This window comes from Chryseobacterium gotjawalense (genome assembly GCF_030012525.1).
GTDB classification, from domain to species: Bacteria; Bacteroidota; Bacteroidia; order Flavobacteriales; family Weeksellaceae; genus Kaistella; species Kaistella gotjawalense.
Genome location: NZ_CP124855.1, coordinates 2,210,359 through 2,233,883, shown reverse-complemented (window position 1 = coordinate 2,233,883; position 23,525 = coordinate 2,210,359). Strand labels below are relative to the sequence as shown.

23 protein-coding genes are annotated in these 23,525 nt (G+C 36.9%); 6 read left to right on the top strand and 17 right to left on the bottom strand.

Features of this window, described 5'->3' with window-relative positions; translation table 11 throughout:
* Positions 1-402: 402 nt before the first annotated feature.
* From QGN23_RS10185 to QGN23_RS10165, 5 genes are all read right to left on the bottom strand, one after another.
* Positions 403-555: a hypothetical protein gene (locus QGN23_RS10185; RefSeq protein ID WP_165983194.1), complete on the bottom strand. Its 153-nt coding sequence runs from the start codon at positions 553-555 to the stop codon at positions 403-405.
* Complete coding sequence (feoB, locus tag QGN23_RS10180; RefSeq protein WP_282904202.1) at positions 555-2,588, bottom strand: ferrous iron transport protein B; 2,034 nt, start codon at positions 2,586-2,588, stop codon at positions 555-557. Before feoB ends, QGN23_RS10185 begins: the two co-directional genes overlap by 1 nt.
* Positions 2,589-2,625: 37 nt before the next feature.
* On the bottom strand, positions 2,626-2,880 hold the full coding sequence (locus tag QGN23_RS10175) for a FeoA family protein (RefSeq protein WP_133441057.1): 255 nt from the start codon (positions 2,878-2,880) through the stop codon (positions 2,626-2,628).
* A gap of 136 nt (positions 2,881-3,016) precedes the next feature.
* A complete protein-coding gene (locus tag QGN23_RS10170; RefSeq protein WP_282904201.1) occupies positions 3,017-3,295 on the bottom strand; it encodes a hypothetical protein in 279 nt (92 codons plus the stop codon).
* An 86-nt stretch (positions 3,296-3,381) separates the two neighbouring features.
* Positions 3,382-4,275: a GLPGLI family protein gene (locus tag QGN23_RS10165; protein WP_282904200.1), complete on the bottom strand. Its 894-nt coding sequence runs from the start codon at positions 4,273-4,275 to the stop codon at positions 3,382-3,384.
* Between the two features lie 128 nt (positions 4,276-4,403).
* Between QGN23_RS10165 and QGN23_RS10160 the strand changes: the two genes are divergently transcribed.
* Positions 4,404-4,901, top strand: a complete 498-nt coding sequence (locus tag QGN23_RS10160; RefSeq protein WP_282904199.1) for a DinB family protein — start codon at positions 4,404-4,406, stop codon at positions 4,899-4,901.
* Between the two features lie 58 nt (positions 4,902-4,959).
* Here QGN23_RS10160 and QGN23_RS10155 read toward each other — a convergent pair whose 3' ends face one another.
* Both QGN23_RS10155 and QGN23_RS10150 read right to left on the bottom strand, forming a co-directional pair.
* Positions 4,960-5,832 carry a GLPGLI family protein gene (locus QGN23_RS10155; RefSeq protein WP_282904198.1) on the bottom strand — a complete coding sequence of 291 codons (873 nt, stop codon included), beginning with the start codon at positions 5,830-5,832 and terminating at the stop codon, positions 4,960-4,962.
* An 8-nt stretch (positions 5,833-5,840) separates the two neighbouring features.
* Positions 5,841-8,537: a TonB-dependent receptor gene (locus tag QGN23_RS10150; RefSeq protein ID WP_282904197.1), complete on the bottom strand. Its 2,697-nt coding sequence runs from the start codon at positions 8,535-8,537 to the stop codon at positions 5,841-5,843.
* Between the two features lie 163 nt (positions 8,538-8,700).
* Between QGN23_RS10150 and QGN23_RS10145 the strand changes: the two genes are divergently transcribed.
* Positions 8,701-9,582: a cupin-like domain-containing protein gene (locus tag QGN23_RS10145; RefSeq protein WP_133439225.1), complete on the top strand. Its 882-nt coding sequence runs from the start codon at positions 8,701-8,703 to the stop codon at positions 9,580-9,582.
* A gap of 176 nt (positions 9,583-9,758) precedes the next feature.
* Here the strand turns inward: QGN23_RS10145 and QGN23_RS10140 are convergent, their stop codons facing one another.
* The 5 genes from QGN23_RS10140 to QGN23_RS10120 form a co-directional block, all read right to left on the bottom strand.
* On the bottom strand, positions 9,759-11,456 hold the full coding sequence (locus QGN23_RS10140; protein WP_282904196.1) for a M14 family zinc carboxypeptidase: 1,698 nt from the start codon (positions 11,454-11,456) through the stop codon (positions 9,759-9,761).
* 193 nt (positions 11,457-11,649) lie between these two features.
* On the bottom strand, positions 11,650-13,446 hold the full coding sequence (gene lepA / locus QGN23_RS10135; RefSeq protein WP_282904195.1) for a translation elongation factor 4: 1,797 nt from the start codon (positions 13,444-13,446) through the stop codon (positions 11,650-11,652).
* A gap of 239 nt (positions 13,447-13,685) precedes the next feature.
* Entirely contained in the window at positions 13,686-14,195 is a 510-nt protein-coding gene (locus QGN23_RS10130; RefSeq protein WP_282904194.1) for a hypothetical protein, read from the bottom strand.
* 9 nt (positions 14,196-14,204) lie between these two features.
* Positions 14,205-14,750 carry a hypothetical protein gene (locus tag QGN23_RS10125; RefSeq protein ID WP_282904193.1) on the bottom strand — a complete coding sequence of 182 codons (546 nt, stop codon included), beginning with the start codon at positions 14,748-14,750 and terminating at the stop codon, positions 14,205-14,207.
* Positions 14,751-14,762: 12 nt separating this feature from the next.
* Positions 14,763-15,314 carry an RNA polymerase sigma factor gene (locus tag QGN23_RS10120; RefSeq protein ID WP_282906389.1) on the bottom strand — a complete coding sequence of 184 codons (552 nt, stop codon included), beginning with the start codon at positions 15,312-15,314 and terminating at the stop codon, positions 14,763-14,765.
* Between the two features lie 103 nt (positions 15,315-15,417).
* On the opposite strand from QGN23_RS10120, the gene QGN23_RS10115 reads away from it, so the two are divergent.
* The 4 genes from QGN23_RS10115 (at position 15,418) to porW (ending at position 19,905) form a co-directional block, all read left to right on the top strand.
* The gene (locus QGN23_RS10115; RefSeq protein ID WP_282906388.1) at positions 15,418-16,170 is read left to right on the top strand and encodes a Rossmann-like and DUF2520 domain-containing protein; all 753 of its coding nucleotides are present in this window, start codon (positions 15,418-15,420) and stop codon (positions 16,168-16,170) included.
* Positions 16,160-16,678, top strand: a complete 519-nt coding sequence (locus QGN23_RS10110; protein ID WP_282904192.1) for a KdsC family phosphatase — start codon at positions 16,160-16,162, stop codon at positions 16,676-16,678. The genes QGN23_RS10115 and QGN23_RS10110 overlap by 11 nt, the downstream gene beginning before the upstream one ends.
* Positions 16,679-16,699: 21 nt before the next feature.
* Positions 16,700-17,269: a Maf family protein gene (locus tag QGN23_RS10105; RefSeq protein ID WP_282904191.1), complete on the top strand. Its 570-nt coding sequence runs from the start codon at positions 16,700-16,702 to the stop codon at positions 17,267-17,269.
* Between the two features lie 77 nt (positions 17,270-17,346).
* Positions 17,347-19,905, top strand: coding sequence for a type IX secretion system periplasmic lipoprotein PorW/SprE (gene porW / locus QGN23_RS10100; RefSeq protein WP_282904190.1), 2,559 nt, complete (start codon positions 17,347-17,349; stop codon positions 19,903-19,905).
* Positions 19,906-19,919: 14 nt separating this feature from the next.
* Here the strand turns inward: porW and tsaB are convergent, their stop codons facing one another.
* The 5 genes from tsaB to QGN23_RS10075 form a co-directional block, all read right to left on the bottom strand.
* On the bottom strand, positions 19,920-20,615 hold the full coding sequence (gene tsaB / locus QGN23_RS10095; RefSeq protein WP_282904189.1) for a tRNA (adenosine(37)-N6)-threonylcarbamoyltransferase complex dimerization subunit type 1 TsaB: 696 nt from the start codon (positions 20,613-20,615) through the stop codon (positions 19,920-19,922).
* A 48-nt stretch (positions 20,616-20,663) separates the two neighbouring features.
* Positions 20,664-21,413 carry an SDR family NAD(P)-dependent oxidoreductase gene (locus tag QGN23_RS10090; RefSeq protein ID WP_282904188.1) on the bottom strand — a complete coding sequence of 250 codons (750 nt, stop codon included), beginning with the start codon at positions 21,411-21,413 and terminating at the stop codon, positions 20,664-20,666.
* Positions 21,414-21,524: 111 nt separating this feature from the next.
* The gene (locus QGN23_RS10085) at positions 21,525-21,896 is read right to left on the bottom strand and encodes a YraN family protein (protein WP_282904187.1); all 372 of its coding nucleotides are present in this window, start codon (positions 21,894-21,896) and stop codon (positions 21,525-21,527) included.
* Positions 21,897-21,907: 11 nt separating this feature from the next.
* Positions 21,908-22,843 (bottom strand): S66 peptidase family protein, encoded by a 936-nt coding sequence (locus QGN23_RS10080; RefSeq protein WP_282904186.1) that lies wholly within the window; start codon positions 22,841-22,843, stop codon positions 21,908-21,910.
* Positions 22,840-23,523, bottom strand: a complete 684-nt coding sequence (locus QGN23_RS10075; protein WP_282904185.1) for a LysE family translocator — start codon at positions 23,521-23,523, stop codon at positions 22,840-22,842. The genes QGN23_RS10080 and QGN23_RS10075 overlap by 4 nt, the downstream gene beginning before the upstream one ends.
* Positions 23,524-23,525 lie beyond the last annotated feature (2 nt).

Sequence of the window (23,525 nt, the reverse complement as noted above, 5' to 3'; positions counted from 1 at the left end):
GGGTTTCAGGTGGTAGAGAGCCGTATTTCCGGCAAATTTCCCGGCCGCATGTACCGTCTAATATTCCAAAACGCTCGCTTTTCCGTAAATAATGTGTTTTAAATTCAGCTCTTTTCCGGCATTTTCCGGCGATAAATCTTTTCAATTAAATAATGGCCGTTTAAAAAAACTGATCGAATTTCCTGTTGATATTACGAATATATCCTGTGGAGATCCCGCAGAAAGCGGACTCTTTTTAAAAATTTTTTCTCAAACAATTCTATCCTTTCTTTTGAATTTCCACAAGAGATAATCGCCCTGTGAATAGGTTTTATAAGGGTCTAAATGATTAGCACCGGTGATTTCTATATCGCCGTTTTTAAGAAAGATAAAGAAAAGTTTTTCTTCTTTTTTGGAAATTTATCAACAACCACAATCCGAATCACAACCCGGTTTTCCTTTGTTTTTGAATTTCCTGGAACTGAAATTTTTAGCAACGATTTTAAACAAAGAATAACCCGCTGCCAAAACAATTACAGCGATAATGACATATTGAAAAACAAGAGAATTGTCCATTATTTAAAAATTTGATAAACAATCAGCGAGGCAATATAAGCCAGACCCGACATGCCGAAAAGTTGCGCCACCGTCCATTTCCAGGATTTGGTTTCTCGATATACCACGGCCAAAGTAGAAACACACTGCATCGCAAAAGCGTAAAAGAAAAGAATCGAAATTCCTGTTGCAAAGCTATAAATTTTCTCTCCGTTTGGTTTTACGTCTGCCCGCATTTTATCGATGATTTTTCCTTCCGGTGCTTCATCGTCTAAACTGTAGAGCGTCGACATAGTTCCTACAAATACTTCTCTCGCCACGAAACTTGTTAAAATCCCGACGCCCATTTTCCAGTCATAACCGAGCGGTGCGATAACCGGTTCTATTGATTTCCCCATTTTGGCGAGATAAGACTGTTCTAATCTTACATCGGTAGCGACAAAATCTTTCTTATTTTGCGTTGGTCCGATATAAGAGAAAAACCAAATTACGATACTGAATAAGAAAATAATCTTTCCTGCACCGGTAATAAATTCCCAAACTTTACCCAGAACGATTTTAAAATCATAACCGAAAAGCGGCATTTTATAGGAAGGCAAATCCATCACTAAAAAAGATTTCGCGTTGCTTTTAATAATTTTCTTTAAAATTAAAGAGGCCATTAATGAGGTGAAAAATCCAAGAAAATACATCGCCATCAAGGCAATAGCTTTATAACTGATTCCGATAAAGAATTTGCTGGGAATAATCAGTCCGATGATGATACTGTACACCGGAAGTCGTGCCGAACACGTCATAAATGGAGTTACCAAAATGGTAATCAACCGTTCTTTCACATTCTCGATATTCCGTGTAGACATAATTGCCGGAATGGCGCAGGCGGTTCCTGAAACCAACGGCACAATACTTTTCCCATTCAAACCAAACGGCCGCAGAAACCGGTCCATCAGGAAAATAACTCTTGCCATATAACCCGAATCTTCCAACAAATAAAGGAAATAAAGCAGAATCCCAATCTGTGGTGCAAAAACCATAATGCCGCCCACTCCCGGAATAATTCCGTTTGCGATGAGCGAATTAATAGGTCCAGCAGGCAGATGTTCATTAGCAAAACCGGACAGCCAAAGGAAAAAATCTGAAATCCAGTTCATCGGATATTCTGCCAAAAAGAAAACGCTTTGAAAAATAACCAATAAAATCAGTCCGAAAATCACATATCCCCAGAATTTATGAACCAAAACCCTGTCTAATTTCTCGGTCAATAATTCTTTGAACTGTGGTTTTTTGGAGAGTACTTTAGAAATGATCTTATCGATTTCCTGATACCGTCTGATGGTTTCCTGCGTTTGTAATCTTTTCGGAATCAAACATTTAACCTCATCATTATTCAGTTGATCATGAACGGTTTCGAGCTTTCCCAAATAGGTGTCGGACGAAAGCAAAGTCCAGACTTTATATTGATTTTCTTCTTTTGTTTCTGCTAATATTTTAAAAACCAATCCTTTATGTTCGGTTGGAATATCGAAAGAAACAGTATCGGATTTGGTAAAATTTCCTTTGTGAATTTCGGTTCTTAATTCTTCAATTCCCTGATTTTCTTTGGCGTTGGCCTGTAAAACAGTAACGTTTAATTCTCTGGAAAGTTGGTCGATATCGATATTGATCCCGCGTCTTTCAGCCTGGTCGATTTGGTTAACCACCAATAAAATGGGAATTCCCAAATCCTGAATCTGCTGGAAAAGAAGCAATCCTCTTTTGATGCTTAAGGCTTCTAAAATATAAACGACGCCCGAATAATTCTTTTGTTCCTCGACCAGAAATTTTGACAAAATGGCTTCATCTTCAGAGCTCGGATAAATGCTGTAGGAACCGGGTAAATCGATGACTTCTACATTTTCGCCCTGATAATCGTAATCTCCAGAATGGCTGGCCACGGTAACTCCAGCATAGTTTCCTGTTTTTTGCTTTTTGTTACAAAGTAAATTAAAAACGGTAGATTTTCCCACATTGGGATTTCCCACCAAAAGGATTTGTTTTTTGTTTGAAGTGTTCATTCTCCGCTCGATCTAATTTGAGATTTACCGTGATTGTTTAAGATAAAGTTTCCACGATGATAAACTGCGCTTCTTCTTCGCGAAGTGCAATTCTGCTTTTTTCGTCACCAAACTCTATATACAGTGGTCCTTTGAACGGCGCCTGATACAGGATTTTGAAAACGGTTTCGGGGAGCAGACCCATTTCAATAATTTTATTGGGCATTCTGAGGTCGTCGTTTTCATAGCCCAGAATTTTCCCCGATTTATTTCTGGGAAAACAGCATAATTTATTTGATTTATCTCCTTTCAACACTAAAATTTTGATGCGCAAATATACGTTATTTAAATTTAATCTAAATAAGGAAATCTTGTAGAATGATTGATGTCATAAAAAAACCGATGTTTATTTTTAAACATCGGTTTTATCGATTTTTGTCAATACAAAATCAAATACCTCCATATGCCATTAAGCATTGCATTATTGAAGGTCCCGCTGGAGGCGGTGCCATATTTGATATCATTATACATAGCTCTAAATCAGATATCATTATTTTTGATTTTATACTGATGACAATCTTTTCAGATTTAGGTTCATATTGGATTGTTTTTTCAGTTTTCAAAACATTCTCCTTAGTTACTTCACTATTATTCGTAACTTTATTATTTGCAAATACAAATGTTGTCACCCCAAATAATAAGACAGATGTCATTAATAATTTTTTCATAATTAATAATTTTAATTTGATTGTTGTATTCATCAAATATAATAATAAATATTGTCTTTTTTATTTAATTATTGGAAAATTATTTTCTATTCTTTGTTTTTGCGCGTATCTTGTTGAATTTCTATCGGATTATTGTTCGCATTAAAAAATTCACGATAAGACTTTTCCTGTTTTTTCACCATATCACCAATTGTTATATCAGTTCCTGGTACTTTTTGCGAAAGCATTTCTTGTGATAGCATCGGACGAATTGAAGAAAAAGGGTCTTTTTTAAATGATGAAAACGTTGATTCAAATTTCTCTCGTGATACTGTAGTCAATTTTCCGCCACTTCCTGGAACTAGCTTTTCTAAATAGGATAACTCTTCGAAATTCTCTACTTTTTTATTTCCTTTCAAAACCCAAGAATAATTATTTTCAGAATCTACAACTTTTACAATTAAGCCAGGCAAACCTTTAAATTTATACGGCCCATCTTGTAATGGAATATCTGAACTAAACCAAGCCGTCCATTTTCTACCACCAAAATCTATGGTTGCTTTCTGAGTATTATAATCACCTATTTTTTCTTTCTCCAATGAAATATTCCAATTAAAATTAGGTTCTTCTAAATATCCTATCGAAACAGGCGAAAACCCATTAATTATTTGATCAACAAAGGTTTCCTTCATTTCAGGATATGACTTTTCAACTTTAAAAGAAAATTTAGGTGTAGTGAAAACACCAGTAGGATCTTTATACACTCCTGATTTTTTCATTTCCTCAACATAAATCTTTGCAATTGAATCTTGTGCTACAGAAGTATAATCGCGGTAAATAGATTTGTCTTTGGTGATGTCCAAAATCGTCATCACTTTATCCAATTTCACTGAATCTTTCTTTGGTTTAAAAGTTAATTCATAAAAGAACCGGTTGGCTGTTTCTTGTGCATTTAAAGCAAAAAATGCCGTGAATGCAAATACTGTGAATATCTTTTTCATGTTTACTATTTAATTAGTTAGTAAACTTTTTAAAAGATTTGTTACAAAATTTTAAGATTAATTTATAATTCATTGTGACTTTCAGGTCGGAATTTCATTTTAACTTTATTGTTTAAAAATTAAAACACATGAACACTTTACCGATTTTAAAAAAAGAACTGCAGCAGGAATACGAAACGACCAAAAAATTTATCGACCGTTTCCCGGAAGGAAAAAATGATTTTGCCCCTCACGAAAAAAGCATGAAAATGATGCCACTGGCCACGCATATTGTAGAAGTTTTTGGCTGGCCGGATTATATCCTGAAAACCGACAAACTTGATTTTGCTGCAGGTGATTATCAACCAACCGTTCTCAACACAAAAGCTGAACTGCAACAAAAACTGAATGACGATTATACTACTTCGAAAAATGCGTTAGAGAATTTAACAGAAGAAGCGCTCGACGGAAGATGGACGATGAATATGGGAGACCAGGTGCTGGCGGATTATAACAAATATGAAGCAATTCGGCATGCACTGAACCAAATCACCCATCACCGTGCGCAATTGGGTGTTTATTACAGGTTGAACGATATTCCGGTGCCGGGAAGTTATGGGCCGACTGCTGACGAAAAAACTTCTTAGTGTTGAAATGATAAATAATAAAACCCGCCTTAGGAATAAAGCGGGTTTTCAATTTTAATTAGGGAATCAGTTCGATTTTATTGTTGTTTCTTTTCATTTCCTCTTTTGCGTTTTTCTCGAGTTCGCGGAGGACTTCTTTCGGCTCCGATATTTCTTTGCCATTCACGTTGATCATCACTTTCGAATTAGGCCTGGAAAGAATTTCCCGCATTCCCTGAACGGGATCATTTTCATGCTGACTCAGCTGTTTCACATATTGTTTGCGATTAACTTCAATCGGCTTTTTCCTGGTAAACGGAATATCTTTTCCCTGGGTATTGAGTTCTTCCGGTGCGATTTCAGGGATTTTTTTAATTCCTTTCAGTTCCATCTGGTGGCTTCCAGTTTGGTCGGACATTTCGACAATTAATCCCGGAAGGCCGGAAAACTTATACGGTCCGTCCTGAACCGGGACATCGGTTGTGAACCATGCCGTCCACTTTCTTCCGGCAAAATCGGTGGTTGCTTTTTGAACGCTGAAGGTTCCCAGCTGTTTTTTCTCGGATAAAATTTTCCAGTTGGGTTTTCGGTCTTCTGCTACTTTATAAGAATCATTTCCAACATTCGCGATCAGAAATGTTTTGTATTCCGGATAGATTTTTTCTACTTCACCACTTACTTCACCGCCAAAACTTTGTCTTGAAACTGAAATACTCTTCATTCCCGAAGCCATTTGTTTCTTGATACTTTCGTTTATGATAGAATCGTTATCAAATGTTTTTTTACTATAATATTTGGACCCATTTTTATTGATATCCAGATACATCCATTCGGTTTTCAAACTGTCGGTTTTGGTAGAATCCGGACGGAATTTATATTCATAAATCACCCGGTTGTTTTGTGCTGAAACCATTAAACCCAATAAAAGAAATAAAGTTGCTAATTTTTTCATGGTTGATTTTATTTAAAATTAAATTTAACGGTAAACATTATCTGTCGCGGTCGCAGTTGCATTCTGGTATAGCTGTCTGAAATAGTACTAGTTGAAAATCTTTCAAAAACTTTTCTATTGCCAATATTCAACCACTTTAATTCAAAATCAATCTTCTTTTTTGCCCAGGTATATTGATAAGATACATCGTAAAACCCGTTATGGTAACTCGTAAGATTATTTCCCGAATTGATCTGATCCCAGTTAAAACCGATGGTATGGTTTTCAACCGGATAGAAATAGGTGCTTAAGTTATGGTTAAATCCAGAATTCTTCGAATCGTTGAATTGATTTTGCTGATGGTTCCAAGAAAAAGACAGGTTATAATCCACACTCATCCAGGAAAAGTAAGTGTTATTAAATTTAAATCCTAAACTTTGTGAGTTGCTTTTGTTTACAAAGAAGTAAGGAACGTCGTTTTGATCGGTGGTTAAAGCATCAGTCTTTGAAAGTGTATTATTAAAACTAAAAGAGGTATTGGTTTTAAACTTGGGAAGGTATTTACCGATTTCGGCACCCATTGAATTAGAATTACTCTGGTTGTCTAATTCTCTAAAACTGGTAAGAACAAATCCTGACCCGTCATTAATAGAATTCCCAATGATATTTCGGTTCGTTTTACTGTACCGGTAATTAACATTAAAGAATAAATTATTCAAAGGATTTCTGTATTCTAATTTCGATCCAACTGATTTTGCTATTGTTTCCGGAATTGGATTATTGGCCGACATTGCAGAAGGAGAAGTCGGTGAAGAAAAAATAAACCCTGCATAATTATCACTGGTGTTTCCGAAATTATAATTCAGATTTGCATTTGCACTTGCTTTCCAGAAAGATGCGAAAGTATATTGTGCAAAAAGCGTCGGTTCAAAAGTCAATTTATTGATGCTTTTCGAAACGTTTCTATCTGGATCCTGAGCCTTAATGCTGTTAAAATTAAAGGGAAACTGCGAATAAAGCATCCAGGCATCGCTTCTATAGTTTATTCCTAAAGTCGCATAAGGAATCGCTTCTGTAAACTTCAAATCATTTCTGTAGTCGTTGCCGTAAGGAGAACGAATGCCATTGGTCACTGTTGAAAGTTCGGTATCAAGCTGATTGGTAGAAAAATTAAATCCAATTTCCGGCGTGAAGGTCCATTTTTTTGCAGAAAATCCTACGCTTGCAGAATGGTTAATATCTAAGGTTTTAATTTTGAGATCCTGGATAACAGTATCCGTATTTTCAAAAAGGAAGTGTCCCGGATTTTTCAAATCTTTGAATTTAAGATAAGAGGAAGGATTAATTTCAAGTGCTTGTCTATCATTTTGATAGTTGATATACGACATGAGGTTTACCAGTTTCTCTTTCCACGGAATAATCGTACTTAATGAATTTTGAAACGATGAAGTTGGGGATTCTAAACTTTCCTGGCCGTTTCTGATTCCATAAATATCATTCTGATTCACATTTGCCCGGTCAGCATTCCAGAATTGTGAAAAAGTGGTGACATTTTTAAAGAAACCTTTTTTTGCATTTTTTGTAAAAATAACTTCTCCTTTTGCCTTATCTGTATAAAAATGATTTAGAATATTGGTAGAATATTTGGTATTACTCAGAAAATTATTGGTTTCAGAATACGATTCCCGAGAAACAGCATTATTGGTATAACTTGCATTGGCTTTAAGCTCCCATTCTTTATTGTCAAAAGGATTGGTCAAAAGATTAGCCGAAAAATAATGTACATTATTCATAAGATATCTCTTTTCCGGAAGATTGGGCGAGGAAGCATTTTCTACATTCAGCCATTTACTTTGGGAAACATTTCCTCTTCTTCCTTCATAGCGGTTTCCAAACGAAAGAATATTCCCTTCCTTCTCCACGCTTTCGCCGTTATTATTCGCTTTGTAATTCACCACCCACTGGTTTTTCTGACCGAAAAACATGGGAGTTAATTTCACATTCCACAACAAAGGATCCAGTCCTGCTCCCACTTCTCCGCGGCCGGTCATGGTTACAGATTTCTTTAATTTTATATTAATGGCAGCGCTTTCAGAAGGTACTTTATCCTGTAGAATTTTTACCGGCTGATGATTTTCCATCACCTCCACTTTTGATACCGCTCCGGTTGGCAAAGAATTGTTAATGGTTCCGTAACCGCCTTCCATCAAATCTTTTCCGTTGACATAGAATTTATTGATCGGTTCGCCCTGATAAAGAACGGTTCCATCTTTATTCACGTCGATTCCCGGGATTTTTTTCAAAACATCGGAAAGCGTACGGTCTGACTTGCTTTCAAAAGCTTTAATATCATAAGAAATAGTATCTCCTCTTTTGGTAATCATTTTCGCCTTCAGCTTCACCTCTTTGATTTCCGTAGCGTCGTCTTGCAAAGTAAAATTCTGCGTTTGATTTTCATTTTTAACCACTTTCTGCAAAGGTTTTTGATTAAAGGCTTTGACCTTCACATCCACATTTTGCTCTGCCGAAGTAAAAGTTACCTTAAACTCCCCTTTAGAATTGGTAATCGAATAAGCGATAATTGCATCTTTCCCCGGTTCTTCTACAGTGACGCTTGCACTGGGAATCGGCTGACCGTCAGTATCTAAAATTTTTCCACTGATGGAAGACTGCGCCCAGGTCAATACAGAAATAAACAAAATAAAAAGAGTCGAAATTTTTTTCATGAAAACATTTATTAATGAGTACTTTAATCACACTGTTTGTTACACACAAGTGATAAGATGCCAGATTCAGCAGAAAGTTAAAGAATGTTCTTATTTACAGTTTTAACATAAATTGATGGCGAAATCTTTTTTTTAGTAATTTTGCCCTCTAACATTGCTCAATATGGGACTTCACTTACAACCGATTGATATTCTGGAATCGATCACCAAAGAAGAATTTCGCGAAAAATATCTGCTGCCAAGAAAACCGGTGGTTATTAAGAATATGGCGAAAAACTGGCCTGCGTACGAAAAATGGACCATGGAATATATGAAAGAAAAGGTGGGAGATGTTGAAGTTCCGCTTTATGATTCTTCGAAAGCTGATCCGGCCGCGCCCATTAATTCATCGGCACAGAAGATGAAGTTTACAGATTATATCGATTTAATTAATGAAAAACCAACCGATCTGCGCATTTTTCTTTTCGATCCCATAAAAGAGGCTCCGAAACTTTTAGAGGATTATATTTCTCCAAAAGATTTAATGGGTGGTTTTCTCGACAAATACCCCAACATGTTTTTCGGCGGCAAGGGATCCGAAACTTTCCTCCACTTCGATATTGATTTGGCGCATATTTTCCACACCCATTTTAATGGCAGAAAACATATTTTGCTTTTCGATTACAAATGGAAAGACCGGCTTTATAAAATTCCGTACGCGACTTACGCATTAGAAGATTACGATATTGCCCATCCGGATTTCGAAAAATTTCCCGCGTTAAACGGCGTAGAAGGAATCGAATGTTTCCTGGAGCACGGCGACACGCTGTTTATGCCGACCGGCTGGTGGCATTATATGAAATACCTCGACGGCAGTTTTTCGATCTCTCAAAGAGCCTGGGACAAATCCTGGGCGGTAAAAGCGCATTCGTTGTGGAATCTTACCATACAAAGGAATTTCGACAATTTTATGAAAAGCAGATTCAAGAAAAAATACATGGACTGGAAAGAGAAAAAAGCCATCGAACGGGCGAATTACGCCTTGAAAAAAGGTTTACCGAAATAAGTAGTTTCTAAGTCACAAAAATATTGATTTTCAATAATCTAAAATTAGCGTTTTAAAGAAAAAATAAGAAGAATGCTTAATCTTATTTTTCCTTTAAGCTGTTATTAAAAATACTTTAATTGTAAACTTTTGTGACTTTTGTGGTTAAGAAATATCGAAAAATGGCTTTTTTGTTTCTATTGAATTCTGTAGATCGGATAAGTTCCAACACTTCCTTCGTAATATTCAGAATGCTTATAAACCCATTCTAATTGGGCTTTTCCATCTTTTGCAAAGTCGGGATTTGCTATTTTTTCCATTTCAAAAGCTGTTCTTAAAACCTGATTGTTTTTCACCAAATCTGCGGCGGTATCTTCGAAAACGTAATCGGAGTAATATTCTTTCTGTCCCAGAATTCCATCAAAGAAATTCCAGTTGAAGAAAGAATCAGTCGCTTCCGGTTCTAAAGTTTCGAGTAAATATTTTACGCCATTTTGCCTGGTAGAAACCAATAAATCGCCTTTTCTGAATTTAAAATTTTTCGTGTCAGATTTCACTTGCGTGTCGTAATGAAGATAATGTCCTTCGTACGGATTTTTCACCGTTTTGAAATCCGAAACCCTGTATTGTTGCGCGAAAATGGTAGAATCTTGCTTCATTTCTTTCATCGCAATATTATTTCTTTTCAAATATTCGACCACTTTTTTCTCCGATTTTGGAATTACGTAATAGTTGGGAACCGCAATTTCTTTTGTCGCGATATATTGGTCGTAAAACTTTACTTTTCTGGTAAATGGTTTGTTTCTGTCATAGAAAAGTCTGGGTTTCCCGGAAACTTCGCTCATTTTTTTTCCGGCTTCAAAACCTTTAAAATCGATCATTTTAAATTTCGTGCTATCCACTTTCCACTGAATGGGATATTTCATTTTTGGCTGATAATTTTTCAAACTTTCAACCATTAATTTTTGAATTTCCCGGGCGTTTTTTGAAGTATAATCAATGGAACTCAACATATTTTCATAAGTCGCACGAACACGATCTTTATAAGGTTTCAACATGTGCGTTTCGGCAACCGTTCCCATCGTGTTAAAAAGCGTGGTATAACCTGTCGCATATCTCGGCGAATCCATAAAAGTTGGAAAACCTTCATCCGGAGAATCGCCATGAATATTGACGTAAGGCGTGGATAAAATCCCTTTTTTTTCTAAAGTCTTTATAATCTCCGGCTGCATTTTTTCATTAAAATAAGTTCCCAAAGTTTTTCCCAAACGTTCTTTATTGGTAGAAATATAGGTGAATAAATACTGATAATCTGCGCCGTTACTTACATGATTATCAATAAAATAAATCGGTTTGAAATATTGAAAAATTTGTTGAAAAGCTTTGGCATTTTCGGTATCATTTTTAATGAAATCACGGTTCAAATCATAATTTCTCGCATTCCCACGAAACCCATATTCTTCAGGCCCGTTTTGGTTGGCGCGGCTGAATTTTCCTCTCCGCAACATCCCCGAAATATTATACGCTTGAATCACGACAATTTTTAAATCTTTGACCGAAATTTTCCCGGTGGCGAAATCCCTCATCATCATCATGGTGGCATCAATTCCGTCGGGTTCGCCGGGATGGATTCCGTTGTTGATAAAGATTGTGGGGACCTCTTTATTTTTTGACGGATTAAATATTACCACTTTTATCGGTTCGCCATTATCATCCGTTCCGAAAGACTCTACGGAAATGGTTTTGAAATTTTGGGCCAAATCATCATAGAATTTCACCATTTCATCATAAGTGGTGGTTTGGTTTCCGTTTCCTTTTTCGTAAGGGGTTTGGAATTGGGATTGGGAGAAAAGAATTGATGAAATAAAAAGGAAAAGAGTTGGTAAAAATTTCATAGAAACAAATTTAAAATAGGTGGTACGAATTTAAATAAAAAATTCCTGAACGGATTCAGGAATTATATATATATTAATCAAAATTTTGATCGAGTGAAAATCTGCGCCCCGACTTGAACGGAGCTCTTTTTCTGACGAAGAATGAGGAAGAAAAAAGCGGGAGTGGAAGGCGGATTAAGGCGCCCAAATAATTTTAATCATTCAGTTTCAAAACCGCCATAAATGCCGATTGTGGAACCTCTACTCTACCGATTTGCTTCATTTTCTTTTTCCCTTCTTTTTGTTTTTCCAACAATTTTCGTTTTCGTGAAATATCTCCACCATAACATTTTGCGGTAACGTCTTTTCTTAATGCTTTGATGGTTTCTCTGGCGATCACTTTCGCTCCCAAAGCTGCCTGAATGGCAATATCAAACTGTTGTCTCGGGATGAGTTCGCGCAATTTTTCGCACATTCTTTTTCCGATATAATATGCATTGCTGTCGTGGATCAAAGAAGAAAGTGCGTCGACCATATCGCCATTGATCAGAATATCCATCTTCACCAATTTGGAAGCGCGGAAACCGATCGGATGATAATCGAAGGAGGCGTACCCTTTGGAAACCGATTTCAAACGGTCATAAAAGTCGAAAACAACTTCTGCCAAAGGCATATTGAAAACCAGCTCTACTCTGTCTGAAGTCAAATAACTTTGGTTCACAATTTCGCCTCTTTTTTCGATACACAAAGTCATTACCGCGCCCACATAATCAGATTTGGTAATGATGGATGCTTTGATAAAAGGCTCCTCCACACGATCCATGGTCATAGGATCCGTCATCTCAGATGGGTTGTTGATCAAGATCATGGTGTCTGGATCTCTTTTGGTATAACCGTGGTAAGAAACGTTGGGAACAGTTGTAATAACATCCATGTTGAACTCCCGATCGAGTCTTTCCTGTACGATCTCCATGTGAAGCATTCCGAGGAATCCACAACGGAAACCAAATCCAAGTGCTGCAGAACTTTCCGGTTCGAAAACCAAGGAGGCATCATTCAAACGGAGTTTTTCTAAAGAGAAACGCAGTTCTTCAAAATCCTCTGATTCTATGGGATAAATTCCGGCGAAAACCATTGGTTTCACTTCTTCAAAACCGTCGATGGGTTCAGCTGCTCCCTTTTCAAAAGTGGTGATGGTATCTCCTACTTTTACTTCACGGGCATCTTTGATCCCAGAAATAATATAACCTACGTCGCCCGTTTTAATTTCAGCTTTCGGTGTTTGTTTTAGTTTTAACGTTCCAACTTCATCGGCTTCGTACATTTTGTTGGTCGCCATGAATTTAATCCGCTGACCTTTTTTAATGCTTCCGTTAACGACTTTGAAATAAGCTTCAATTCCACGGAATGGATTGTAAACAGAGTCAAAAATCAAGGCTTGAAGCGGCCCGTCTTCATTACCGACCGGTGCTGGAATTCTATTGACAATATGTTCTAATAATTCAAGAACGCCTTCGCCTGTTTTTCCGGAAACGCGCAAAACGTCTTCATATTCACAACCGATCAGGTTCATAATTTCATCGGTAACTTCTTCCGGATTTGCAGAGGGCAAATCGATTTTATTCAAAATAGGAATGATCGTTAAATTATTTTCTAACGCCAAATATAAATTGCTTATCGTCTGTGCCTGAATACTTTGTGCGGCATCAACGATTAGAAGCGCACCTTCACAGGCTGCAATCGAACGGGAAACTTCGTAAGAAAAATCTACGTGTCCCGGAGTGTCAATCAAATTAAGAATATATTTTTCACCATTTAATTCATAATCCATTTGAATGGCGTGTGATTTAATGGTAATTCCACGCTCTTTTTCAATATCCATATCATCCAGTGTTTGGGACTGGAGTTCTCTTTGGGTTACCGTATGGGTGTATTCCAAAAGCCGGTCTGCCAAAGTGGATTTACCGTGGTCAATATGTGCAATGATGCAAAAGTTCCTTATGTTCTTCATCTATAATTATCGTAAGGTGCAAATTTAATCTTTTTTGGTGGATTTTATAATAGTTTCGTAAGGTTGCTGTAGCGATAGCGATTGAAACGGAAACCCTGCCGTTCTCAGAGGGAAGTTGATGCATGAGGAGTGGTGCTGAAGACCAGATCTCGAGCATTGGATAGGGATTGGCAAAATAAGAACGACCTCTACAAAAAAAATTATAGAGGTCGCTCAAACATTAAAAAAATAAACTATTATTATCGCCTGCGCTGCGGACTCGGATTGTTGGGTCCGGCTTGTTTTTTATCTAATATTTTGTTGCGCATTTTCCCTTCGGTCTGATACATTTTTAAAACCTGTTGCGGGGAAATTACTTTCATGAATTTTTGCGCGTAATTTTTTCTGTTGTCGAGAAGTTGCTGACCAACCTCAAAACTTTGATTAAGTTGCTTGGTCGCTTCCTCATCAGTCATATTTTCGTAATCTTCACTGGGGGTAAACTTCGATTTTATATCGTTTTGTCTGTCCTGATATTGGGTATAAAGCTGAATAAATTCCGGTTGACTATTTTGCGGAACTGCTAATTCGGCGATAATCATTTTCTCGCGAAACTCTTTCAAAAGAGACATCCTTTCATTTGGATTCATTTTCTGAATCACTTCTTTTCTTTGCTCCGGCTTCATACTTTTCCAGTCATAGCTTAGTTGCTGTGCAAAACTAAACTGAACTGCTAAAATGAGAATTAACGCTGCTGCTATTTTTTTCATGCTGATATTTTAATTGTACAAATCCAGATAAATGTCTTGTTCTGTATTTCTCCCAACAGCTGCCAATTCTGCCGAAGTGAAACCTGCAAGTATCTGATCTACCTGAACTTCAGGATTTGGTGAGATTTTCTGTTTATTTTGATTGGCAAAACCCGCATTTCCTTTTGTTGAAATAGTGACTTGCTGCTCTTTACTTACTTTCTGATCAGAGTGAGCCACAAAAGTTAAATCTTTTTCCAAAATCTGTAATGCAACTGCTTCTTCAGTCTGAGGTTTATTATCTGATAATGTATAAGTTGCAGAACTACTTTCACTGGAAGATTTTTGACTGGTCAACTGAGATTCTACTCCACCTTCTGAATTAATAAAAACAGTTATTCCAAGTAAAAGTGCAACTGCAGCCGCCGCTCCGTATGCCCAATCTAAATTTATAATCCTACCACGTGATAAAGGAACAGTTTCCTGCAGCACTTTGTTTTGCATGTCTTCAAAAAAACCATCAGGCGTTCTGAAAACATTTTCCCGTTTTAATTTTTCGATATCAAATTCTTTCATTTCTAAAGGCTCTTATTCTGTGTAATTCTGTTTTATAAAATCTTCTACTTTCTGCTTGGCATAGTGGTAATTGGTTTTCAATGTACCCACCGACATATCCAAAATCTGAGAGATCTCTTCGTAAGGCAAATCGTCATAATACCTCATATTGAAAACTAATTTCTGTTTCTCGGGCAGGGTATTAATTGCCTTTTGCAGCAAAACCTGAATTTCATCTGCATCAGGCTGTACATTATCTGCTACTAAATTTTGCAAATGATTGGTAGAATCTTCATCGGATTTCTGCATTTTTTTCATTTTGTTCAATTGCTGCAAGGATTCATTCGTTGCAATCCGATAAAGCCAGGTGTATAACTGACTTTCCTGTTTGAACTGGTGAAAATTTTGATAGGCTTTAATAAAAGTGTCCTGCAAAATATCCTGCGCCAAATCGTGATCCACTACAAACCTCCTGATATGCCAATATAACCTGCTCTGATAAGCATCCATCATCAGGCGAACTCCTTTTTCACGGGATTTTTCGCTGGACATCAACTGGATAATTTCGGTTTCATGTATCTTCATGGAGATGCTTACGTGGTTTGGATGGTAAATATATTCAAAAGTTAAATAACACTTCAATTTTTAGTCCAAACCAAAATAAGTATCTTTGTTCATATTCCTTTTTATGAAGATTGTCATCATCGGTTCTGGAAATGTTGCCTCCCATTTGGCCAGGGCATTTCAAGAGAATAAAATTCCGGTTTCCCAGATTTTTGGACGAAACGAAAGCGATTTAAAAACTATTTCCCAACAATTACAAATTCCCTTTTCTACCAACTATTTAGCAGATGCCGATCTATACTTTATCTGCGTAAGTGATAGTGCTATCGGAGAAGTTTCAAAATTAATAACGAATGAAAAGTGCCTGGTAGCGCATACTTCAGGATCTTTACCGATAGAAATTCTAGAAGGAAATTACCGGAAAGCCAATTTCTATCCGCTACAGACTTTCTCCAAATCAAAGAATATCACCTATTCTGAAATTCCTTTTTTTGTTGAAGCGGAAAATAATCAGGATTTAGAATTGTTGAAAAACCTAGCCTTAAATATTTCAGAAAAAGTAATGGTTTCAACTTATGAGAAGAGAAAATATATTCACCTGACTGCGGTTTTTGCCTGTAATTTTGTGAACCATCTTTTTGCAAGAGCCAAAGAAATTTCGGATTCACAGGAAATTCCGTTTGACTATTTTTTACCTTTAATTAAAGAAACTACGGAGAAAATAGAAATCTTAGAACCTAAACTGGCACAAACAGGGCCGGCGGTAAGAAATGACCAACGGGTTTTGAAACTTCATGAAGAACTGATCACCAGTGAAGAGCAGTTGAAAATTTATAAAATAATGAATGAATCGATAAAGAAAATGTATGAGTTATAAATCGAATTTAAAAAAAATAAAAGCCTTTGTATTTGATGTTGACGGCGTTTTTACGGATGGAAGCGTATATCTGATGCCCGATGGAAGCATGTGCCGCGTGATGAATGTACTCGATGGTTACGCCGTAGTAAAAGCCAGAAAGTACAATTATCCGATTTGTGTAATTACCGGTGGCGATGATCCCATGGTGAGAAACAGAATTAACTATTTGGGAATTACCGACTATTATGCGAAAATTGGCGATAAACTGGAAAAATTTGAAGAATTCAAAAAGAAATACGATTTGCAAAACCATGAAATTCTAACCATGGGCGACGATTTACCCGATCTCGGAATGATGAAAATTTCCGGAATTTCAGCGTGTCCCGAAAATTCGGTGGCTGAAATAAAATTGATGTCCCATTATATATCGCCGGTTCAGGGTGGGAAAGGAGCGGTCCGGGATGTCATCGAACAGGTCATGAAAGTTCAGGGAAAATGGCTGGAAGACGATACACGAAGCACTTAATTAATTGATTTTAAACTTTATATGAAAATATTATTAGCCTCAAATTCACCGCGTAGAAAAGAATTATTAAAAGAATTAGGTTTCGGTTTCGAAGTTGTTTCTGTGGATTGTGACGAAATTTATCCTGCCGGTTTAGCAGTCGATAAAATCGCTGCTTATCTTTCAGAATTAAAATCAGATGCATTTCGGTCTTTAAAAGAAGGCGAGTTATTAATCACGGCAGACACCATTGTTGCGCTTGATGAAGAAATTTTGGGAAAGCCGAAAGATGAAGTTCACGCCAAAGAAATGTTGCAGAAGCTTTCCGGGAAAACGCATCAGGTTTATACCGGAATTACGTTGAAAACTTTAACAAAAACAGTTACCAGAACCGATGTTGCTCATGTTGAATTTGATAACATTAATAATGAAGAGTTAGATTTTTATATTGAAAAATACAAACCATTTGACAAGGCAGGAAGTTATGGAATTCAGGAATGGTTGGGGATGACAAAAATCAAAAATATCCAGGGGAGTTTCTACACTATTATGGGACTGCCAACCCATTTGATCTACTCTCTTTTAAAAGATTTCGAACAAGCCTCTTCCTAAAACAAAAAATCATTATTTTTACAAAATTAACGGGTATTTTAATAATAAAATACTGATTTGAAAGTTATTATCTGATAATGAAAAAAACGATACTTTTCCTTTTAACAGTCACGGTTTTTAATTCGTGTTCCACCCGAAAAAAGACGAATGATTCTGTATTGATGAAAGGATTTTTCTCTTATTACAATACGCTCTTTAACAGTAAAGATGCGCTGGAAACGGAATTAAAAAACAGAGACAAAGCCCATAAAGACAATTTCTATGCGCCGTATATTCAGTTATTGACTTATGATGAGCAACCTCTGGGAACCAATTTTCAGTCGAATTCAGGTGGAATGTTTGGGAATGATCCAGCGAGTTCAGAATTATCAGCAGTAAGTAGAAATAGAAATTCAGGTCCACCTTCTCCCCCGGGAGCTTCATCATCATTGGGTTCGCCAGGATCTTACGCCATTAATGGACAGAATTCCGGAGCGAGAAAAGGCGCTTATATCCTGGAAATTTCGGAAGCAAAAGCCCTGAAAGCCATCGCCAACTATTCAGTTATGAAAGGCGGCGAGGAGAAAAACAAAAAAATGTTCGATGCTTATATTCTGTTGGCCCAATCGAGATTATACAGAAATAAACCATTGGAAGCTTTAGACGGGCTGAACTTTGTTTTTGCCAATATGAGAAAAGATAAAAGAATTCCTTTGGCCCGGATTTATCAGGCACAGGCTTATTCTAAAATGGAAGATTATCACCGTGCAGAAGAGGTTTTCTCGGATTTGAAAAAAAGCAAAATCAAAAAAGAATACCGTAAACTTTTAGAAATATACTATTCTGAAATGTTATTGCAATCCGGTAAAAAACAGGATGCCGTAAACGAACTTGATGGCGCGTACGTCATTAATAAAAACCGAAAATTACGAAGCAGAATAGCGTTTTTGCGCGGACAGATTTTATCAGAACTCGGTAGAAATGAAGAAGCCAGAGAAAGTTTCGCGTTGGCTTACAAAAATGCCAATGACTTCGAATTTGAAGTGAAATCGCAAATTGAAACCGCAAAAACCTTTAACAGAAAAGATGACGATTACCAAGGCGCCAAATCTTATTTAGAAAAAATAAGTAAAAAAGGAACCTACGCTTCCCGTAAAAATGAGTTCTATTACGCGTTGGGTTTAATGGCAAAAAAAGCCGGAAAAAATGAAGAAGCAAAAGAGTTTTTTACCCAATCTCTCAAAGAGAAGGTTTCTGATCCACAAGTTCGCGGCTTAACTTATTACGAAATTGGAAAAGCCTATTTTGAAGACAGCGACTATCTTTCTGCCGGTGCCTTTTACGATTCTTCATTAGCCGTAATGACTTATCAGCCTGCAAAAATTCTTTTGGAAGAACAATCGGAAAACATTAAAAAAGTTTCTGCGAATTATTATTTAATTAAAAGGAATGACAGTATTTTAGCTTTAACTAAAATGCCTGAGGAAGAAAGAATTGCATACTTTAACAAATATATTGAAAGTATAAAAACGAAGGAAGCGCGCGAAGAATTGCAGCGAAAGAAAGAGGAAAGAGGCAAAGGTTTTGATACGGGAGATTATTCTGCCACTTCACTTTTCGCAGGAAAGACAGGTGGTTTCGAAGACTTTGGTTCAAACAGAGGTGGTTTTTATTTCGCCAATCTCGGTACGGTTGCAAAAGGAGAATCTTCCTTTAAACAAATCTGGGGAAACCGTTCTCTGAATGATAACTGGCGAACTTCAGCCAGAAGTGCTTCCATAGAAGATCTGAAAAATGAAGCGATGGGAATTACGGCTGCACCGGATCCCAGAAGACTGGAACCAATTTTTTATATCGAGAAAATACCGACAAAAACGGCAGATATTTTAGCCTTGAAAAAAGCCAGAGACACTGCCAGTTTAGGAATAGGAAGAATGTATGAAACTTACTTTTCTGATACGCCGCTTGCGACAAAAACCCTCTATAATCTGGTCGATACCCAGCCGGAAGAAGATCTTAAACTTCAGGCACTGTATCAGATTTTCGCCTTTAATTATGAGAAAAACCCAGCTGCTGCAGAACGGGCAAAGCAGATGATTTTAGATGAATATCCTTATACTTCTTATGCGGAATTTGTTCGAAATCCTAAAAACAATTCGTTCTCACAATCGGCCGAAGAAGTAGAAAAGTTATACGCTCAGGCATTCGATCTTTATGATAAAGAAAAGTATAACGAAAGCAGAACTTTGATTGATGCTGCCTTGGAGAAATATCCGAAAGACGCGCTGGTTCCAAAGTTTTCTTTGTTAAATGCGTTTAACAGCGGAAAAACTGCCGGCAAAGAAATCATGATTTTACAGTTAGAACAAATTGCGTTGAACTACGCCAAAACTCCTGAAGGTGAAAAAGCCAAAGAAATGCTGAAGTATCTGAAAAGTGATTTAGAAGTAGAAGCGACCGATGACTCAGGAAATGTAATTAATTCTAAACAGCCCGCTGCTCCGGTGGAAAGCCAGAAGGGAATACCTTCAATAGAAGGCGATGACCCCCCAAGTGTACCAGGCTCCAACCGTAGAAATGGAAGACCAACATCTCCAAATTCACCTGGAACAAGCGCTGTACAAGCAACTGCAGTGGAAAAACTACAATTAAGATAAACAAAAAGCGAAGATTATCCTTCGCTTTTTTTCTTTTTAACTCCTTGAAAATCTTTCAGATAAAAAGGTTCAAAATAGGCGACATCTTCAAAATCTTTCCGGTTAAATTTATCGACTGCTTTTTTAACTAAATATTTCGCAGACGGATAAACGGTTTCATTAAAATCGGCGTTTGGCAGCTGTCCACCAAAGGAAGAGAGCAGTTCTTTGAGTTTCTTAGCGCCGTCTCCTACAAACAAAATCTTTTTATCCTGATATTCCTGATAAGAGTTTTCATCTAAAACCTTCGCTTCCGTCCCGCCAATCATCTTGCCGGATTTTCCGTCAAAAACAGCTGAATAAACCTCCATTCTTCTGGCGTCGATCAATGGAATGATCACCTCATAATTACTGTTTAAAAACGGTTCTATCATCGTTTCTAAAGAATTGACGGCAATCAAAGGAATATTTAATCCAAAGCAAAAACCTTTTGCGGAAGAAGCGCCAATCCGCAAACCTGTATAAGAACCGGGACCTTTTCCCAGAGAAACCGCATCAATATCTTTCAAAGAAAGTTTGGCTCCTTCTAAAGCCCATTCAACGAAGGTGTGTAAACTTTCGGACTGTTTATAATTTTCAGAAACTTCTTCACACAGACATAGCAACTCTTCGCCGTCAGAAATGGCAACAGAACAGTTTTTGGAGGAAGTTTCAAGGTGGAGAATTTTCATTTTTTAAATCTATAATTTAAGAATATCGCAATTTAAGAAAAAATACAGTTATTTTCGGTGAATGGTTCGTGGCTCACTTTGCGCACTCGGATAAATTGTTAAATCTGAAATCATAACGTGTTTCGGTGCATTGATACAATACGAAATCGCATCGGCAATGTCCCCAGCTTTTAAAGCTTCGTAACCCTGATACACCGTTTTTGCGCGGTTTTCGTCGCCCTTAAATCTTACTTTTGAAAAATCAGTTTCTACAGCGCCTGGCTGAATATTGGTTACTTTGATGCCAAATTCGGTCAGTTCCAAACGCATTCCTTCAGAAATAACATCGACTGCTTTTTTCGAGGCGCAATAAACGACACCATTCGCATACGTCTGTCTCGCGGCAACAGAAGAAATATTCACGATATGTCCGGCATTTCTTTCTTTCATGCCCGGCATCACCATTTTCGACACGTATAGTAATCCTTTAACATTGCCATCGATCATCATGTCCCAGTCATTAATATCGGCCTCAATCAGTGATTCTAAACCATGTGCGTTTCCTGCATTGTTAATGAGAATATCAATATTTTTCCAGTCAACAGGAACAGAATCAAAGGCGGTTTCTACTTCATTATAATTCCGCTGATCAAAGTTTAAACTAAAGATTTCGGTATGAGTTGAAAGTTCTTTTTCCAATTGGTCTAAAACTTCAGTTCTTCGGCCACAAAGAATCAATCTGAATCCCTGCTTTGCCAGAAGTTGCGCGGTAGCTTTTCCGATTCCGGAAGTTGCTCCAGTAATGAGTGCTGTTTTCATAAAAATTAAAATTTTTAAAATGTAACAATCTATCAATAAAACAATGTAACTGTCATTGATAGCTTATTTGATATTCCTTTAAATTGGTACATTAATATTAGTACATTGCTCTTAATTGGCATCGAAACTCTGAAAAGCATCTTCGAGATGCGTAATCTGTAATCTTCCTCTATCGTCGGGCAACACAGCGATGATATCAAACCGCACTTCCTGATCTAGATTTCTGTCTTTCATGAAGAAATCGGCAACCATCACCAATGATTTTATTTTCTTTTTCGTCACGGCCTCCTGCGGTTCCATAAAAATATCGCTTCCTCTGGCTTTCACTTCCACAATTATAATTTGGGTCTGAAACTCTGCAATAATGTCGATTTCTGCTTTTTGATACCGGAAATTTTTAACCAAAATCTTATATCCTTTTTCTTCTAAAAAAGAGGTGGCCAGTTCTTCGGCAAGATTTCCAAATTCGTTGTGTTCGGCCATAATGATTGGCTTTATAATTTAAACTGAACTTTTACCTGATCTTCAATTTCCATTTTGATATCTGCACCGATAATCAAAGGTTTATTGTCAAAAATATGTCCGTTTGGAAAACCAAACAGAGTAGGGAAGTGGTGCTTTTTTAACCGGTCTGAAATGAGCTGATAAGCAAAACCGTCAAAACTTTCTTCGTAGTTTTTATTGTCTTTTTCGTCGCCCATATTGGTCATTCCACCGATAATTAAACCCTTAATTTTCCTGAAAACTCCTGCCAGTTCCAAACTCATCATCATGCGGTCTAAAGCATAATAATTCTCGCCAATATCTTCTATAAAAAGGATCTTATCTTTAAAATTGAAAGAGTAGGGCGTTCCTAAAAGTGCATAAATCAGCGCTAAATTTCCGCCAATTAATTGACCTTCAGCTGTTCCTTTTTTATTTAATGGATTATTTTCTACATTATAATCCGGTTTTTTACCTTTTAAAATATCGAAAATTAAATTATAACTTTCGTCTGTTACTCCAAAACTTGAGGTTTTAATGGTTTGTCCGTGAATAGAGGCAAAATTGTTTTTCAAAAGAAAACTCTGAATCACTGTGTTATCTGAATACCCAATATACCATTTTGGGTTTTTCTTCAATTTTGACAGCTGCAGATGTCCTAATAAGTGCTGGCAACCGTAGCCTCCTCTGGAAGCCCAAACAGCAGAAATTGCGTCATTATTAAACGCCCAGTTCAGCTCAGAAATTCTCTCTTTTTCAGTTCCGCCGTAAGAATAACCGTTCGAAAATTTAGTGTAAAGATGTTTCCCTAAAACCGGTTCAAAGCCTTTTTGCCTGATCATTTCCAAACCTTTTTCCAATTGCTTTTCTTCTACCGCGCCGGCAGGAGAAATAATGGCAATTTGATCACCCTTTTTCAAGGATTTTGGGAATATCATTTCTTTCATTTCTGAATGTGTTTCTGACCTGTTTTTTCAGCCTCCTCTAATTTCTTATCAAATTGATTGAATTTCTTAAAGCTTTGTAAGAAAATAAAAATACTGAAAGCAACCAAAATATACCCAACTCCTTTTCTGATTCTATTGGCCACCGTTTGGGTGAGTTTATCATGAAATATTTTAGCCAAATAAATTTTAAAGAAATCAATCACAAGATAAGTTCCTACGACAAGTCCCATGTACAAGAGAAAATCCTCTGTTTTAGGGTAAGCATTTCTAACTGAAATTACCGTAACCAACCAAAAAAGGACCACACCAATATTTAAAATATTAAAGAAAAAACCATTCAGAAAAGTTTTAAAATAATTCTGATTGATCAGTTTATCTTCCCCTGGTAAATGCATTTTCGTTTTTGAAACGACCATATAAACGGCATAAATAAAGACAATAAAAGCGGTAATTCTATAAAATCCCGGATGTTTATCAATAATTTCTACCAAATCGCCACTGGCAAAATACGCCGCAGTAATACATAAAATATCAGCCAACACGACGCCGCAATCCAAGGTGAACGCATGTTTAGGACCACGTGAAAAACTTGTTTCAATCAGCAGAAAAAAAATCGGCCCGATGAAGACAATACTCAGCATAATTCCTAACCCGACGGCTGAAAGTATAAGTTCTATCATTA

What these genes read in the sequence shown, in the direction of transcription:
- lepA (WP_282904195.1), bottom strand. Translation starts at nt 13,446, where the DNA reads ATGAAGAACATAAGGAACTTTTGCATCATTGCACATATTGACCACGGT.
- QGN23_RS10090 (WP_282904188.1), bottom strand. Translation starts at nt 21,413, where the DNA reads ATGAAAACAGCACTCATTACTGGAGCAACTTCCGGAATCGGAAAAGCT.
- QGN23_RS10185 (WP_165983194.1), bottom strand. Translation starts at nt 555, where the DNA reads ATGGACAATTCTCTTGTTTTTCAATATGTCATTATCGCTGTAATTGTT.
- QGN23_RS10085 (WP_282904187.1), bottom strand. Translation starts at nt 21,896, where the DNA reads ATGGCCGAACACAACGAATTTGGAAATCTTGCCGAAGAACTGGCCACC.
- QGN23_RS10160 (WP_282904199.1), top strand. Translation starts at nt 4,404, where the DNA reads ATGAACACTTTACCGATTTTAAAAAAAGAACTGCAGCAGGAATACGAA.
- feoB (WP_282904202.1), bottom strand. Translation starts at nt 2,588, where the DNA reads ATGAACACTTCAAACAAAAAACAAATCCTTTTGGTGGGAAATCCCAAT.
- porW (WP_282904190.1), top strand. Translation starts at nt 17,347, where the DNA reads ATGAAAAAAACGATACTTTTCCTTTTAACAGTCACGGTTTTTAATTCG.
- QGN23_RS10155 (WP_282904198.1), bottom strand. Translation starts at nt 5,832, where the DNA reads ATGAAAAAATTAGCAACTTTATTTCTTTTATTGGGTTTAATGGTTTCA.
- QGN23_RS10140 (WP_282904196.1), bottom strand. Translation starts at nt 11,456, where the DNA reads ATGAAATTTTTACCAACTCTTTTCCTTTTTATTTCATCAATTCTTTTC.
- QGN23_RS10145 (WP_133439225.1), top strand. Translation starts at nt 8,701, where the DNA reads ATGGGACTTCACTTACAACCGATTGATATTCTGGAATCGATCACCAAA.
- QGN23_RS10120 (WP_282906389.1), bottom strand. Translation starts at nt 15,314, where the DNA reads ATGAAGATACATGAAACCGAAATTATCCAGTTGATGTCCAGCGAAAAA.
- QGN23_RS10075 (WP_282904185.1), bottom strand. Translation starts at nt 23,523, where the DNA reads ATGATAGAACTTATACTTTCAGCCGTCGGGTTAGGAATTATGCTGAGT.
- QGN23_RS10080 (WP_282904186.1), bottom strand. Translation starts at nt 22,843, where the DNA reads ATGAAAGAAATGATATTCCCAAAATCCTTGAAAAAGGGTGATCAAATT.
- tsaB (WP_282904189.1), bottom strand. Translation starts at nt 20,615, where the DNA reads ATGAAAATTCTCCACCTTGAAACTTCCTCCAAAAACTGTTCTGTTGCC.
- QGN23_RS10110 (WP_282904192.1), top strand. Translation starts at nt 16,160, where the DNA reads ATGAGTTATAAATCGAATTTAAAAAAAATAAAAGCCTTTGTATTTGAT.
- QGN23_RS10165 (WP_282904200.1), bottom strand. Translation starts at nt 4,275, where the DNA reads ATGAAAAAGATATTCACAGTATTTGCATTCACGGCATTTTTTGCTTTA.
- QGN23_RS10130 (WP_282904194.1), bottom strand. Translation starts at nt 14,195, where the DNA reads ATGAAAAAAATAGCAGCAGCGTTAATTCTCATTTTAGCAGTTCAGTTT.
- QGN23_RS10125 (WP_282904193.1), bottom strand. Translation starts at nt 14,750, where the DNA reads ATGAAAGAATTTGATATCGAAAAATTAAAACGGGAAAATGTTTTCAGA.
- QGN23_RS10170 (WP_282904201.1), bottom strand. Translation starts at nt 3,295, where the DNA reads ATGAAAAAATTATTAATGACATCTGTCTTATTATTTGGGGTGACAACA.
- QGN23_RS10105 (WP_282904191.1), top strand. Translation starts at nt 16,700, where the DNA reads ATGAAAATATTATTAGCCTCAAATTCACCGCGTAGAAAAGAATTATTA.
- QGN23_RS10115 (WP_282906388.1), top strand. Translation starts at nt 15,418, where the DNA reads ATGAAGATTGTCATCATCGGTTCTGGAAATGTTGCCTCCCATTTGGCC.
- QGN23_RS10150 (WP_282904197.1), bottom strand. Translation starts at nt 8,537, where the DNA reads ATGAAAAAAATTTCGACTCTTTTTATTTTGTTTATTTCTGTATTGACC.